This window comes from Bacillus sp. BP-3 (assembly GCF_028401955.1).
Classification (GTDB): Bacteria; Bacillota; Bacilli; order Bacillales; family Bacillaceae_G; genus Bacillus_A.
In genome coordinates this window covers 1-15573 of sequence record NZ_JAQOTJ010000006.1, presented here as the reverse complement: position 1 = coordinate 15573, position 15573 = coordinate 1, and the positions used below count along the sequence as shown (strand labels likewise).

The following is a 15573-nucleotide window of genomic DNA, read 5'->3' as shown; positions in this document are numbered from 1 at the left end:
GATTGTATATGGGAAAAGCACACAAGGAACAATAACTCTTGAAATGGATAAACCTATTTCAAAGCTGCTGAAAAGGAGTGAATGTCTTGGTCAAGCAAAACATCGGCACAATAAATGCCCTTATTCGTATTACACTTGGTCTTGTATTGCTTAGTTGCAGCACTGCAAAGCTTGTAAGAAAACCATGGTGTACTTGGTCAAAAATTATGCTTTGGGTCGGGGCAATGAGAATCGCAGAAGGCATCATTCGTTTCTGTCCTATTGTCGAAGCATGCAAATTTAGTAAATATATGAACATTCCCGATTTAAAAATGCCAGGCATGGATTTTATGAAGAATGGACAGTCTAATAAACAAGAAGCACATCCTACTTCTCATAAAGACGAGAAGACAAGCCATGGAAGTTATGATGCTTCTGATAAAGAAATTGAGTCTGAACTTGAAAAGGCTCTTCTGTCCAAACCGCTTTGAATCATTTGTCAACATGCAAGATGCTCTCAAAGAAACTTAGCTGCTGCAGTGGGTGGCTAAGTTTTTTTTATTTTACCACAAACAAGAACTAATGTTCTATTTGTTATTTTTTTATTTTTTCTAAAAATTACCACAAAACCTATTGTCACCTTTGATATAAAAGTGATATCATTTTTATATCAAAAGGAGGCGAGATCATGAAAGAAAAACAAGTATTTCATGTAAATGGATTTTTAGGACTGCTTGCAGTTTTAATTTTAATTGGAGTTGGTTTATTAAGTTTTATTAATGAACTATTCGCTATTGGTATTCCCTCTTTTTTATTAGCAGCAATCCTAGCAAGTGGCATTGGCATGGTACAGCCAAACCAAGCAAAAGTGATTACATTTTTCGGTAACTATTTAGGAACCATTCGTGAAAATGGCCTGTTTTTAACAGTTCCATTTGCATTTCGTCAAACCGTTTCACTACGTGTTGAAAACTTTAATAGTAAAAAATTAAAAGTAAACGACGTCGAGGGGAATCCAATTGAAATTGCAGCTGTTGTTGTTTATAAAGTTGTCGACTCAGCAAAAGCAATTTTCGGTGTTGAGCATTATGATGCTTTTGTGGAAATTCAAAGTGAAACAGCAATTCGCCACGTGGCAACGAAATATGCATATGATAATTTCCAAGATGAAAATAGTATTACACTGCGCGGAAACGCAGAAGAAATTTCCGAAGAATTAAAACGCGAATTAGAAGCACGTTTAGAAATTGCAGGAGTGGAAGTAATTGAAACTCGTTTAACACACTTAGCTTACGCAACTGAAATTGCCCATGCAATGCTCCAACGTCAACAAGCGAAAGCAGTATTAGCTGCAAGAAAAGAAATTGTCGAAGGTGCCGTACAAATGGCGAAAGACTCGATTCAAAAGCTAGATGAAGAAGGTATACTTGAGTTAGATGACGAAAGAAAAGCAAACATGGTCAATAACTTACTAGTTGCTATTGTTTCCGATAAAGGGGCGCAACCAGTTATTAATACAGGAAGTCTCTACTAAAGGTTGTAGGTAATCATGGCAAAAAAGAAAAGCTTCCCATTACGAATCGATCCCGAATTGTACGCAGTTATTGAAAAATGGGCAAACGACGAATTTCGAAGTGTAAATGCTCACATTGAATATTTACTTCGCGAGATGGCAAAGCAAAAAGGTAAGATAAAAAAAGAGTCCTAACTTTTTAATGAGTAGGACTCTTTTTCCTTTTAGAGGTATCACAATTATTTATTGCCAAACATTTTATCTATTAATTTTGAGTTTGCAAGCAATGCTTCTTGTAATTTTTCATCAGAAACAATTTTATAGTTGCCATCCTTGTCTTTCTTTTTGCAAAATTAAAATAAGACCTCAAAGCGAAATGTATTTTCACTTTGAGGTCTTCTATCATTGCCAACATCTAAAGAGTCTGGCCAATCGCCCGGTACCCAATATCATTACGATAAAATAAACCGTCGCTTTCAATTTTTGCTATTTCTTTATACACTTTATCTTTCGCTGTTTGTAAGTCTTTTTCTCTACAAGCAACAAACAACACACGGCCACCGTTCGTTACAAATTCCCCGTCTTTCATATCTGTTCCTGAGTGAAATACAATTACATCTTCTAATGTTTCTATACCTTTAATTACCGTGCCTTTTTCATAGCTTTCTGGATATCCTTTAGAAGCTAGTACAACACCAATTACTGCTTCTTCAGACCACTCTAAAGAAAGCTCTTCCCCATCTAATACATGGTTACATACATCCACTAAATCACTTTCTAAACGAGGTAAGATTACTTCTGTTTCTGGGTCGCCAAAGCGCGCATTGAATTCAATTACTTTCGGACCTTCACTTGTTAAAATAAGCCCTGCGTATAAAATCCCTGTAAAAGAACGTCCTTCTTGTATCATTGCCGCAGCTGTCGGATATAAGATGGTTTCAATTGCTTGTTCTACTGCTGACTGCGGAATTTGCGGTACCGGAGAATAGGCACCCATCCCACCTGTATTCGGTCCTTTATCACCGTCAAAAGCACGTTTATGATCTTGCGCAATGACCATTGGGTATACAGTTGTTCCGTTGACAAATGCCATAAGCGAAAACTCTTGTCCATCTAAAAACTCTTCAATTACAACCTTTTTGCTAGCCTCTCCAAACTTCACATCTTGCAGCATTTCTTTTACAGCTTGCAATGCTTCTTCTAACGTCATAGCAACTGTTACACCTTTACCAGCTGCTAATCCATCTGCTTTAATAACGATTGGTGCGCCAACGTCTTCAATGTATGCTACCGCTTCTTCATAGTTTGTGAACGTCTCATATGCAGCTGTTGGAATATCATATTTTTTCATAAGCTCTTTCGTAAAAGCTTTACTTCCTTCAATAACAGCTGCTGCTTTGTTCGGACCAAAAACACGAAGACCTGCTTCTTCAAAGCGATCAACAATCCCGTTCATAAGAGGAATTTCCGGTCCAACAAATGTTAAATCAACGTTATTTTCTTTTGCGAAAGCAATAAGTGCGTCAAAATTATTTTCATCAATCGCTACAGGCGTTGCGACATCTTTCATCCCTTCATTTCCTGGTGCCACATATACAGTCTCTACTTGCTTTGATCCTGCAAACTTCCACGCTAACGCATGCTCACGTCCACCACGGCCAATTACTAAAACATTCATATTTCATCCTCCATTATTCAAGTTAAAATCCAGCCTCTTCGCGATATATCGGCGAAAATGGTGCATTTATCGACGCTTCGACACGCAAGCTGGATCATATTCAAAAGTAGAAGAAGATGACCCAAAAGTGGATTTTTGGTCATCTCCTTCGTCTCTAAATTAATGTTTGAAATGACGTACGCCAGTGAATACCATTGCAATGCCGTACTCGTCTGCTTTTTGAATGGAATCTTCATCACGAATGGATCCGCCTGGTTGAATAATTGCTGTAATGCCGGCTTTAGCCGCTTCTTCTACTGTATCTGGCATTGGGAAATATGCATCAGATGCAAGTGCGCTTCCTTGTGCTTTCTCACCCGCTTGTTTAATGGCAATTTTTGCTGAGCCAACGCGGTTCATTTGACCTGCACCAACACCGATTGTCATGTTATCTTTCGCTAAAACAATCGCATTAGATTTTACGTGTTTTACAACTTTCCAAGCTAATTTCAAATCGTTCCATTCTTGCTCTGTTGGTTCACGTTTTGTCGGAATTGTGATTGTCGCATCTTCTAGCGCTAATGTGTCCTCTTCTTGTACAAGCAAACCGCCTTGGATAGAAGTTAACTTCTTACTAGCTGCCCTAACTTTAGCAATATCAACAGTTAGCAAACGTAAGTTTTTCTTACTTTGTAGCACTTCTAAAGCTTCTTCTGAGAAAGAAGGTGCGATAATGATTTCCAAGAAAATTTCATGCAGTTTTTCTGCCGTTGCTTTGTCAATTTCACGGTTTGCTGCAATAATGCCGCCAAAAATTGATACTGAATCTGCTTCGTAAGCACGTGTATATGCTTCATGAATATCAGCCCCAACGCCAACACCGCACGGATTCATATGTTTTACAGCAACAACTGCTGGCTCTGTAAATTCTTTCACGATGCTAAGAGCTGCATCTGCGTCATTGATGTTATTATAAGATAGTTCTTTACCATGTAATTGCTCTGCATAAGCAACAGAAGAAGTTGCTGCAAATGGTGCTTTATAAAACGCTGCTTTTTGATGCGGGTTTTCGCCGTAACGTAAATCTTGTTTTTTCTCAAATGTAACAGTTAACGTTTCAGGGCTTTCTTCTCCTGTTTGTTCTGTTAAATAGGTTGAGATTAATGCATCATATGCTGCTGTATGACGGAATACTTTTGCTGCTAATTTACGTTTTGTTTCTTTTGAAACGTCTCCGCTTCCTTTTAGTTCTCCTAATACAACATCGTAGTCTGTTGGATCTACAATAACCGTTACAAACTCGTGGTTTTTCGCAGCAGAACGAATCATTGTTGGTCCACCTATATCAATATTTTCAATTGCATCAACAAATGTTACATCTGGCTTTGCAATTGTTTCTTTAAATGGATATAAGTTTACAACAACAAAGTCAATCGGCTGAATGCCAAGCTCATTCATTTGCTCCATATGCGTTTCGTTATCACGTACAGCAAGAAGTCCACCATGAATGTTTGGATGTAATGTTTTCACTCGACCGTCCATAATCTCTGGAAAACCTGTTACTTCAGAAATACCAATTACTTGTAAGCCGTTTTCCTCCAGTAATTTTTTCGTTCCACCTGTTGAAATAACCTCAATACCTTGCTCAAGTAATCCTTTTACAAATTCTACAACTCCAGCTTTATTTGAAACACTTACTAATGCACGCTTTTTCATTTATTCTCCACCCCTAGTTGTATTAAATTGCTGCTCTTATGACCTTACTTCAGAATGTAATAAAGATTTCACCGTATCCACGTACAATCTATGTTCGACAAGTTGAATTTTCTTTTGTAAACTTTCCCGTGTATCATGTTCAGAAACTGTTACTGCTTCTTGTGTGATAATTGGCCCAGTGTCCATCCCTGCATCAACGTAATGAATTGTAACACCTGTTACTTTCACACCATATTCAATTGCTTGTCCAACTGCATCTTTTCCAGGAAAGCTTGGCAATAGTGAAGGATGAATATTAACGATTCTCCCTTCATAAGCAGTTAGCAATGTCGGACCAATTAAGCGCATATACCCCGCTAAAATAATCCAATCAATCTCGTATTCTTGCAATTTCTTTACTATTTCTTGTTCGAATGCTTCCTTTGATTCATACGCTTTCGCTGAAAAGGAAAAGCAAGAAACATGATGATGATTTGCGCGCTCTATAACACGTGCGCCTGGCTGATCGCATACAAGCAAACTAAGCTGCGCATCTAACCCTCCAGCTTCTACTGCATCCACAAGCGCCTGGAAATTAGAACCGCTTCCTGAAGCAAAAATTGCTAAACGGCTCATAGTACTGCTCCTCCAGCGAAAGTAACACCTGAACCTTTCACAGTGCGTCCGATGATACGAGCTGTTTCCCCGTGTTCTTCTAGAAGTTTCATAGCACCTTCTGCATCTTCTTCTTTGACTGCTACTACCATACCAATACCCATGTTAAAAATATTGAACATTTCTTCTTTCTTTAATTGACCAACTTCTTGCAGTAACTCAAAAATTGGATGAACTGTCCAAGAACCCAGTTCAATTTGTGCTCCAATACCTTCTGGCAACATACGTGGAATATTTTCAATAAATCCACCGCCAGTAATGTGAGCCATACCAGTTACGTTATATTTCTTCAATAGTTCTAAAATAGGTTTGACATAAATTTTTGTTGGCGTTAATAATTCTTCACCAAGTGGTAGTTCTAAACGACCATAAATACGGTCAAGTGAAAGCTGTCCATCCTCTAGTAATACTTTACGGACAAGAGAATAGCCATTACTATGAATTCCGCTAGAAGCAAGTCCGATTAATACTTGATTCTCTTCAATAGATTGTCCTGTAACAATCTTCTTTTTATCAACAATACCAACTGTAAAACCAGCTAAATCGTATTCTTCCTCAGAATACATCCCCGGCATTTCAGCTGTTTCCCCGCCGATTAATGAACAACCAGCTTGACGGCATCCTTCTGCAATTCCTTTGACGATGTTTTCAATTTTACTAGGTTCTGCCTTACCGCAAGCAATATAATCAAGGAAAAAGAGCGGCTCTGCCCCTTGCACAACAATGTCATTTACACACATTGCAACTGCATCGATGCCGATTGTGTCATGTTTGTCCATCATGAAAGCGAGCATTAATTTTGTTCCTACACCATCTGTTCCAGATACTAATACTGGCTCTTCTAATGCAAATTTTGAAAGATCAAACATTCCTCCAAAACCACCTAACCCGCCTAGCACTTCTTTTCTCATCGTTGTTTGCACGTGTTTTTTCATGCGAGATACCGATTCATATCCAGCTTCAATATCTACTCCTGCTTGCTTATATGCATTCGCCATCGTTTCTATACACCTCGTCTTTTTATACTGAAAGAATTTCTCCCGCCTACTGGGCAGTAACTGTAAGAAAAAGCGAGCTTCTACACAGCACATAGTAGAAGCTGCTATCTTGTGCTTTATTTCATACTTGCTAAAAGCTCTTGCTCATAATCATAAAGAGCCGTCGGATAATCCCCATTAAAGTAAGCCATACATAAACCGCCATATTTCCCTTCATACGGGCGGCCAATTGCATCAATTAAGCTCTCTTCACTTAAAAATGTTAAAGAGTCTGCTCCAATGATTTCACGGATTTCTTCTATTGAGTGATTTGCTGCAATTAATTCTTTTCTTGTTTGAATGTCAATTCCATAAAAGCACGGATACTTAAGAGGCGGCGAAGCAATTCTTACATGCACTTCTGTTGCCCCAGCCTCGCGCAGCATACGAACAATTCGCTTGCTTGTTGTACCACGCACAATAGAGTCATCAATCATAACGACACGTTTTCCTTCAACAACACCGCGTACTGCTGAAAGTTTCATTTTTACCCCTTGTTCACGCAGTTCTTGAGAAGGTTGAATAAACGTACGTCCAACATAACGATTTTTAATTAACCCTAACTCATAAGGAATTCCCGTTGCTTCTGCATAGCCGATTGCCGCTGAAATACTAGAATCAGGTACACCAGTTACAACATCTGCTTCAACCGGAGCTTCCTTTGCTAACAATTTCCCCATATTTTTACGTGCTGCATGAACGTTAACACCAGCAATGTTTGAATCAGGACGCGCAAAGTAAATGTACTCCATGCTGCAAATGGCATGTTCTACATCATTTGTAAAACGATCTGCATGAATTCCTTCATCATTTATGATAAGTAATTCTCCAGGCTCTACATCCCGAATGTATGTTGCCCCAACTACATCAAAGGCACATGTTTCAGATGCTACAACGTATGCATCTCCCATCTTTCCAATCGAAAGCGGGCGGAATCCATTTGGATCTAATGCAACAATCATTTCGTTTCCTGTTAATAATAAATAGGCAAAAGCACCTTTTACTTTGTTTAATGCATCTTTTACACTTTCAATTAATGTACCTTTTGTATTGCGTTTAATTAGATGAAGTAATACTTCTGTATCCGAACTTGTTTGAAAAATACTTCCCTCTGCCTCTAATTCACGGCGAAGCATTTTAGCATTAATTAAATTACCGTTATGAGCTAGTGCCATACTATGGTCTGAAAAACGAAATAACAGTGGTTGAACATTCGCAACTTCTGCGCCGCCTGCTGTTGCATAACGAACGTGCCCAATCGCTGATTTTCCGTTTAAACCATCTAACTCACCGCGTGAAAACACTTCTGATATTAAACCAAGCCCTCTATGACCAGTGATTTTCTCCCCATTATTTACAACAATGCCAGCGCCTTCTTGACCACGGTGCTGCAAGCTATGCAACCCATAATACGCAACTTGTGCTGCATTTTCATGCCCCCAAATTCCGAAAACGCCGCATTCTTCATTTAGCCCCTTTATTTCATTAAGCATGGAATAGCCCCTTTCCAAGCCGTTCTCATTTCATCAACATCCGCTGTAAGCAACACTTCTTTTTCTTCATTACGAATTATTAATTGATTTGTATTTGTTACTTCCCCAACACAAAGTGCGTCTACCATATTTTCAAACGCTTCTTTTTGCTCGCGTGTTACTGTAACAACAAAGCGAGATTGTGATTCTGCAAATAACATTGCTGTCGCTTCTCCAGCCAACTTCACGTCTGCACCTAATCCGTTTGCCCCCATTGCACTTTCTGCGAAAGCAACTGCTAATCCGCCTTCTGCAACGTCATGCGCTGATTGTACAAGTCCCTCTTGAATCGCTACTAATAATTGCTGTTGACGTTTTTCTTCTACTTCTAAATCGATGCTTGGTGCCTGACCGAAAATCTCCCCGTGCACCATCTTTTGCAATTCACTACCACCAAACTCTGCTTTCGTTTCACCGATTACATAAACGAGGTCACCAGCTTGCTTGAACTCTTGCGTTGTTACATGCTTTACATCATGCACAAGTCCAACCATACCAACAGTTGGTGTTGGGTATACTGCTTCCCCACTGCGTTCATTGTACATTGATACGTTTCCACCAATAACAGGAGTATTTAACGTACGGCATGCTTCACTCATTCCATCTACTGACTTCTCAATTTGCCAAAAGATTTCTGGCTTTTCAGGGTTACCAAAGTTTAAGCAATCTGTAATTGCAAGCGGCTCACCGCCAGAACATACAATATTACGAGCTGCTTCTGCTACAGCAATTTTCCCGCCTACTTCTGGGTCTAAATAAATGTAGCGAGAGTTACAATCCGTTGTCATCGCTAATGCTTTATTTGTTCCGCGAACACGAATAACCGCTGCGTCAGACCCTGGTGTAACAACTGTACTTGTACGTACTTGGTAATCGTATTGATCATATACCCACTCTTTACTTGCAATCGTTGGTTGTTGCAATAAAGATAGTAATGTTTCTTTATAATTTTCCACTTTTGGTGTTTCCATCTTCATTTGTTGGAACTCTGCAAAATACGCAGCCTCTTTTGAAGGCTTATGATAAACTGGTGCTTCCTCTGCTAATGCATCAGCTGGCACTTCCGCAACCATTTCCCCTTTATGGAATAAACGAAGCATTTTATCTTCTGTTACTTTTCCCATTACTACTGCTGCAAGGCCATATTTTTCAAATAGCTCTACAATCTCTTGTTCTCTACCTTTTTTCACGACGATTAACATACGTTCTTGTGATTCTGAAAGCATCATCTCGTACGGTGTCATGCCTGTTTCACGCTGCGGTACATCATCTAAATACATTTCAATACCCATACCTGCTTTACTTGCCATCTCTGCAGAAGATGATGTTAATCCTGCCGCTCCCATATCTTGAATGCCGACAAGTGCATCAGATTTGATTAATTCTAAGCATGCTTCAATTAAAAGCTTCTCCATAAATGGATCGCCTACTTGCACCGCTGGGCGTTTTGCATCGGAATCCTCAGATAGCTCTTCTGACGCAAATGTTGCACCGTGAATACCGTCGCGACCTGTTGCTGCTCCAACATACATGACTGTATTACCAGCACCGTGTGCTTGCCCTTTTTTAATATCTTCATGGTTAATTAATCCAACGCACATTGCGTTTACAAGCGGATTTCCTTCATAGCATGGGTCGAACTGTACTTCTCCGCCAACAGTTGGAATACCGATGCAGTTACCGTATCCTGCAATACCCGCTACAACTTCTTCAAATAAATATTTTACGCGCGGTGATTGTAGCTCACCGAAGCGAAGTGAATTTAACATAGCAATTGGACGTGCTCCCATAGAAAACACATCACGGATAATACCGCCAACCCCTGTCGCTGCACCTTGATACGGTTCAATTGCAGATGGATGGTTATGACTTTCCATCTTAAATACTACCGCTTGATTATCACCGATATCTACGATTCCAGCGCCTTCACCAGGACCTTGCAGTACACGTTCACCAGTCGTTGGAAACTTACGAAGAACTGGCTTTGAATTTTTATAGCTACAATGCTCTGACCACATAACAGAGAACAATCCTGTTTCTGTATAGTTTGGCAAGCGGCCTAAAATCTTTTCAACCATGGCAAACTCTTCGTCTGTTAATCCCATTTCCGCATAAATGCGTTGTTCTTTAATTTGAGTTGGATTTGGTTCAAGCAGTAACGACATATGTTTCCCTCCAATGTTTCAAAATAGATTGAAATACTTTTAGACCATCCGCTCCTCCAAGTAAATCATCAACAGCACGCTCTGGATGCGGCATCATACCAAGTACATTTCCTTGCTCATTTACAATCCCTGCAATATCTGAAACGCTTCCGTTTGGATTGTCTACATAACGGAAGACAATTTGATTATTTTCTTCTAACTGTTTCAATGTTGTTTCATCACAGTAGTAGTTTCCTTCACCATGAGCGATCGGAATATCGATCATTTCATCTTTCTCATATTGTGATGTAAACATTGTTGTATTATTTTCAACACGAAGCTGAACAGTACGGCACATGAACTTTAAGTTTTTATTGCGAATTAATGCGCCTGGTAACAGTCCAGACTCTACTAAAATTTGAAATCCGTTACATACACCTAAGATTGGTTTTCCTGCTTCAGCTGCTTTTTGTACACCTTTCATTGCATTTGCAAAGCGGGAAATTGCTCCGCAGCGAAGGTAATCTCCGTAAGAGAAACCACCTGGTAGTAAAATTGCATCGTACTGATCTAAGTTTTCTTCACTATGCCAAACGTAGTCTACATCTTGGCCAAGCTCATCTTTAATTGCATGAAACATATCTACGTCACAATTCGAACCTGGAAAAACGATTACGGCAAATTTCACTGCGCGACAACCTCCTCAACTTCATAGCGATAATCTTCAATCACTACATTCGTTAATAATTTTTCGCACATTTCTTTTACCATTGCATCAATATCTGTAACTGATTTATCAATTGTTAGTTCCATATATTTACCAATACGAACATCTTGTACTTCTGTAAAGGAAAGACTATGAAGTGCTCCTTTTACTGCTGTTCCTTGTGGATCTAATACACTTTCTCTTAACGTGACATATACCTTTACTTTATACATGTGAAGCTCCCCCTAATCGTTTTAAAATCTCTTCATAAGCATCTGTTAAATTACCAAGATCGCGGCGAAATACATCTTTATCAAATTTTTCATTGCTCGTTTCATCCCATAAACGACATGTATCTGGTGAAATCTCGTCCGCTAATAAAATTTCTCCCTCTTCTGTTACACCGAACTCTAATTTAAAATCTATTAACCTTACACGACAGCTTGCGAAATACTCAATCAATACTTGATTGATTTGTAGAGCTTTTTCTCGTAATATACTTACTTGCTCTGGTGTTGCAACGTTTAGTACACGAATATGATCATCTATTACAAGAGGATCTCCTAAATCATCATCTTTGTAGTAAAATTCGACGATTGGTGTTGTAAGTACAGTACCTTCTTCCATACCTAGTCGTTTTGAAAGACTACCCGCAATCACATTTCTTGTGACAACTTCTAATGGAATAATGCTTACTTTTTTTACAATTTGCTCTGTTTCTGATATTTTCTCAACAAAGTGTGTTTTAATTCCCACTTCTTGTAACTTTCTGAATAAAAGAGTTGTAATCTCATTGTTCAGACGACCTTTTCCTGTAATCGTCGCTTTCTTTTCCCCATTGAAAGCAGTAGCACTATCTTTATACTCTACCCAAACCATATCTGCTGAATCTGTACGATAAATTCTTTTTGCTTTACCTTCATACAGCAATTCTAGCTTTTGCATTTCGCAAGCCCCCTGTAGTTTGAAAAATGTGAATAGTATGTTTATAAAGAATGGCACAGAATGAAATGATTCTGTGCCATATAAAATTATCAGTTTAAGCCAAGACGTTCAAAAATTGTATCAACATGTTGCAGGTGATGTTCATAGTTGAAACATTCATTGATTTCTTCTTGTGTTAATTTGCTTGTAATACGCTCGTCAGCTTCTACAAGCTCTTTAAACTGTACTTGTGTTTCCCACGCTTCCATCGCTTTAGGCTGTACGATATCATAAGCTTCTTCACGTACCATACCTTTGTCGATTAACGTAAGCATTACGCGCTGAGAATAAATTAAACCATATGTTCGTGTCATATTGCGTTTCATGTTTTCTGGGAATACCGTTAAGTTTTTCACGATATTACCAAAGCGATTTAACATGTAATTTAATGCAATCGTTGCATCTGGTAAAATAATACGTTCCGCAGATGAATGTGAAATATCACGTTCATGCCATAATGGAACATTCTCGTAAGATGTCATCATATAACCACGGATAACACGAGCTAAACCAGTCATATTTTCAGAACCAATTGGATTTCGTTTATGTGGCATTGCAGAAGAACCTTTTTGTCCTTTCGCAAAAGACTCTTCCACTTCACGTGTTTCACTCTTTTGCAGGCCGCGAATCTCAACTGCCATTTTCTCAATAGATGTTGCGATTAATGCAAGTGTTGACATGTAATGTGCATGACGATCACGTTGCAATGTTTGTGTTGAAATCGGCGCTGCTTCTAACCCTAAGTTTTCACAAACATATTTTTCTACGAATGGATTAATGTTCGCGAATGTACCAACTGCACCAGACAATTTACCAACGCGAACTGTATCAGCTGCTTGTTTAAAACGTTCTAAGTTACGTTTCATTTCTTCATACCAAAGACCAAGTTTTAAACCAAATGTTGTTGGTTCTGCATGAACACCGTGCGTTCTTCCCATCATAATTGTGTATTTATGTTCTTTTGCTTTGTTAGCTAAAATAATAATGAAATTTTCTAAGTCGTTTAGTAGAATTTCATTTGCTTGTTTTAAGATATAAGATAAAGCCGTATCTACTACGTCTGTAGATGTTAAGCCGTAATGTACCCATTTACGTTCTTCACCGAGTGTGGGTGTTTCAGATACTGCACGCGTAAATGCTACAACATCATGACGCGTTTCTTGTTCAATTTCATAAATACGATCAATATCGAAAGATGCATTTTCACGAAGCTTTTTCACATCTTCTTTCGGAATATCGCCAAGCTCAGCCCATGCTTCACAAGCTAAGATTTCAACTTCTAACCATGCTTTAAATTTGTTTTCTTCCGTCCAAATCGCACCCATCTCAGGGCGTGTATAACGACTAATCATCTTTTTCCCTCCAACAGTTGTTCTTGATGGTCCCAAATATGCAAACTTTGCGCTTTTTCTAGAGCGTCTTCAATATTTTCGTTTAAAATATTTAGATGCCCCATTTTACGCTGCGTTTTTGCTTCTTCTTTTCCATATAAATGCAAGTAACACCCGGTTAATCTATTCACTTGCTTTAGGACTCCTTCTATATGTTCGCCTAAAATGTTTACCATGACAACTGGTTTTAGCAAAATTGTTTCTCCAAGAGGTAAATTACAGATTGCTCGGATATGTTGTCCGAATTGACTGATTTCACAAGCATCAATTGTATAGTGCCCAGAATTGTGCGGTCTTGGTGCTAACTCATTGATATAAATGTCACCATTTGCTGTAGCAAACATCTCTACCGCTAGTGTTCCCACCAGTTTTAACTCATCCGCTAATCTTTCTGCATATTGAATACCTTGTTGTGATAACGCATGTGGAATACGAGCCGGAACGATTGATTCGTGTAAAATATTATTCACATGAATATTTTCGGCTACTGGGAATACTTTCGTTTCACCATTTACACTACGTGTAACAATGACGGAAATTTCTTTTTCAAATAAAACCCACTTCTCTAAAATGCATTCAGCTTGATTAACAAGTTCCATCGCTTTCGCAACATCAGCTTCACTTTTTAGGACAACTTGCCCTTTCCCATCATATCCTCCTGTTGTTGTCTTCAACACGCAGGGAAAGGAAAATTCAGCAACTGCCTCTAAAAGGTCTTCTTGCTTCTGAACGAGTCTGTAAGGCGCTACTGGTAAACCCGCTTTCACAATTGCATTTTTTTCTGTATAACGGTTTTGCGTTGTATATAATAACTGACTGCCTTGCGGTAAATACGCATGCTTTTCAAGCCACTGTAGGCAGTTATAATCAATATTCTCAAATTCATATGTTACAACATCGCTTATCTCTGCTAAATAATGAATCGCTTTCAAATCATCGTACGGTGCCACAATTTCAATGTCGGCAACTTGTGCACACGATGAAGACTTTGCTGGATCTAATACTGCAATTTTATATCCCATTTCTTTTGCAGCAATCGCCATCATTCTGCCAAGCTGTCCTCCGCCAATAATACCAATCATTTGTCCAGGTAAGATCGTTTTTATCACTGCAGCTCACTACCTTCTCGCACATTTTTTTCAATTGCTTCTCGTCTTAGTTCTAATGCATCGTATATATCATCATGAGACGATCCTAACATTTGTGCGGCAAGTAAACCTGCATTAGTCGCCCCGGCTTTTCCAATCGCGACAGTCGCAACTGGTACACCTCCTGGCATTTGAACAATAGATAGTAACGAATCTAAACCGTTTAACGCTTTCGACTGAACAGGAACACCGATGACAGGAATATTTGTTTTTGCAGCAACCATTCCTGGTAAATGAGCGGCTCCACCTGCTCCAGCAATAATAACTTTTAACCCACGTTCACGAGCTGTTTCTGCATATTCAAACATATAATCTGGAGTCCGATGAGCCGATACAACTTTCTTCTCATACGGAATATTTAATTCTTCTAATATTTCACAAGCATACTTCATTGTTTCCCAGTCTGACGTGCTTCCCATAATGATCCCAACTAGTGGTTTCATATTAGAATCCCCCCGATTCAAATAAAAAAAGCCTGATATAGAACATTTCCCCTTTTACTATGAGAGAAAGTGCTCTACTCAGGCATAAGTATCTCATGTGAATAGAAAAATACCGAGTGACTTTCCCTCATAGTCCAACGATTAACGGTCGTTAGGTAGAGACTTGCAGGCCATATCCCCGCGATTATATGAGGTACGATATAATATTGTTTCTAAGATTATATTAACAGGTGTTCTTAAAACATGTCAACAAATAATCGAATGTTTTTTCCCCATCACATTATAACGTTCGTGTTTTACTTATAATAAAAAGAAGAACCGAAAAAATATGCAAAAAAGGACGGGAATTAAAGAGGAAATGCGAGAATATATGCAGTATAACCATTCACTATATAAATAGGAAGGGTTACATTCAAAAACAACTTAGAAACACAAAAAAACCTAAGTCAAAACGACTTAGGTTTTTGCCTGGCAACGTCCTACTCTCACAGGGACAAAGTCCCAACTACCATCGGCGCTAGAGAGCTTAACTTCCGTGTTCGGTATGGGAACGGGTGTGACCTCTCTGCCATCATTACCAGACTTATGAAGGTATATTCCTTCAAAACTAGATAACATTTGCTTCATATTATATGGTTAAGTCCTCGATCTATTAGTATTCGTCAGCTC

Annotated in this window: 15 protein-coding genes, 1 rRNA gene and 1 riboswitch; of the genes, 3 read left to right on the top strand and 13 right to left on the bottom strand. The window is 38.8% G+C overall.

From position 1 onward, the window contains the following. Positions 1-86: 86 nt before the first annotated feature. The 3 genes from PLX19_RS11565 (at position 87) to PLX19_RS11555 (ending at position 1687) form a co-directional block, all read left to right on the top strand. Positions 87-470 (top strand): YgaP family membrane protein, encoded by a 384-nt coding sequence (locus tag PLX19_RS11565; protein ID WP_272188751.1) that lies wholly within the window; start codon positions 87-89, stop codon positions 468-470. 197 nt (positions 471-667) lie between these two features. Next, positions 668-1513 (top strand): SPFH domain-containing protein, encoded by an 846-nt coding sequence (locus tag PLX19_RS11560; RefSeq protein ID WP_272188750.1) that lies wholly within the window; start codon positions 668-670, stop codon positions 1511-1513. Positions 1514-1528: 15 nt separating this feature from the next. Further along, positions 1529-1687 (top strand): toxin-antitoxin system HicB family antitoxin, encoded by a 159-nt coding sequence (locus PLX19_RS11555; RefSeq protein ID WP_098916934.1) that lies wholly within the window; start codon positions 1529-1531, stop codon positions 1685-1687. Between the two features lie 220 nt (positions 1688-1907). On the opposite strand, the gene purD is transcribed toward PLX19_RS11555, so the two are convergent. From purD to rrf, 13 genes are all read right to left on the bottom strand, one after another. Then, positions 1908-3170 (bottom strand): phosphoribosylamine--glycine ligase, encoded by a 1263-nt coding sequence (purD, locus tag PLX19_RS11550; protein ID WP_272188749.1) that lies wholly within the window; start codon positions 3168-3170, stop codon positions 1908-1910. 159 nt (positions 3171-3329) lie between these two features. Next, positions 3330-4865, bottom strand: coding sequence for a bifunctional phosphoribosylaminoimidazolecarboxamide formyltransferase/IMP cyclohydrolase (gene purH, locus PLX19_RS11545; protein ID WP_272188748.1), 1536 nt, complete (start codon positions 4863-4865; stop codon positions 3330-3332). Between the two features lie 36 nt (positions 4866-4901). Then, positions 4902-5480 carry a phosphoribosylglycinamide formyltransferase gene (gene purN, locus PLX19_RS11540; protein WP_272188747.1) on the bottom strand — a complete coding sequence of 193 codons (579 nt, stop codon included), beginning with the start codon at positions 5478-5480 and terminating at the stop codon, positions 4902-4904. Then, entirely contained in the window at positions 5477-6517 is a 1041-nt protein-coding gene (gene purM, locus PLX19_RS11535) for a phosphoribosylformylglycinamidine cyclo-ligase (RefSeq protein ID WP_272188746.1), read from the bottom strand. Before purM ends, purN begins: the two co-directional genes overlap by 4 nt. A gap of 116 nt (positions 6518-6633) precedes the next feature. Beyond that, positions 6634-8049, bottom strand: a complete 1416-nt coding sequence (gene purF, locus PLX19_RS11530) for an amidophosphoribosyltransferase (protein ID WP_272188745.1) — start codon at positions 8047-8049, stop codon at positions 6634-6636. Then, a complete protein-coding gene (gene purL, locus PLX19_RS11525; protein ID WP_272188744.1) occupies positions 8034-10253 on the bottom strand; it encodes a phosphoribosylformylglycinamidine synthase subunit PurL in 2220 nt (739 codons plus the stop codon). Before purL ends, purF begins: the two co-directional genes overlap by 16 nt. After that, positions 10237-10920 carry a phosphoribosylformylglycinamidine synthase subunit PurQ gene (purQ, locus tag PLX19_RS11520; protein WP_272188743.1) on the bottom strand — a complete coding sequence of 228 codons (684 nt, stop codon included), beginning with the start codon at positions 10918-10920 and terminating at the stop codon, positions 10237-10239. The genes purL and purQ overlap by 17 nt, the downstream gene beginning before the upstream one ends. Further along, positions 10917-11171, bottom strand: a complete 255-nt coding sequence (gene purS, locus PLX19_RS11515; protein WP_098309204.1) for a phosphoribosylformylglycinamidine synthase subunit PurS — start codon at positions 11169-11171, stop codon at positions 10917-10919. Before purS ends, purQ begins: the two co-directional genes overlap by 4 nt. After that, positions 11164-11883, bottom strand: a complete 720-nt coding sequence (purC, locus tag PLX19_RS11510; RefSeq protein WP_272188742.1) for a phosphoribosylaminoimidazolesuccinocarboxamide synthase — start codon at positions 11881-11883, stop codon at positions 11164-11166. The genes purS and purC overlap by 8 nt, the downstream gene beginning before the upstream one ends. A gap of 89 nt (positions 11884-11972) precedes the next feature. Continuing rightward, positions 11973-13274, bottom strand: a complete 1302-nt coding sequence (purB, locus tag PLX19_RS11505; protein ID WP_272188740.1) for an adenylosuccinate lyase — start codon at positions 13272-13274, stop codon at positions 11973-11975. After that, positions 13271-14422, bottom strand: a complete 1152-nt coding sequence (gene purK / locus PLX19_RS11500) for a 5-(carboxyamino)imidazole ribonucleotide synthase (protein WP_272188738.1) — start codon at positions 14420-14422, stop codon at positions 13271-13273. The genes purB and purK overlap by 4 nt, the downstream gene beginning before the upstream one ends. Next, entirely contained in the window at positions 14419-14904 is a 486-nt protein-coding gene (purE, locus tag PLX19_RS11495) for a 5-(carboxyamino)imidazole ribonucleotide mutase (protein WP_272188737.1), read from the bottom strand. The genes purK and purE overlap by 4 nt, the downstream gene beginning before the upstream one ends. Positions 14905-15014: 110 nt before the next feature. After that, a riboswitch (purine riboswitch) is annotated at positions 15015-15116 on the bottom strand. Between the two features lie 254 nt (positions 15117-15370). After that, positions 15371-15486 (bottom strand): 5S ribosomal RNA (gene rrf, locus PLX19_RS11490). Positions 15487-15573: the final 87 nt, after the last annotated feature.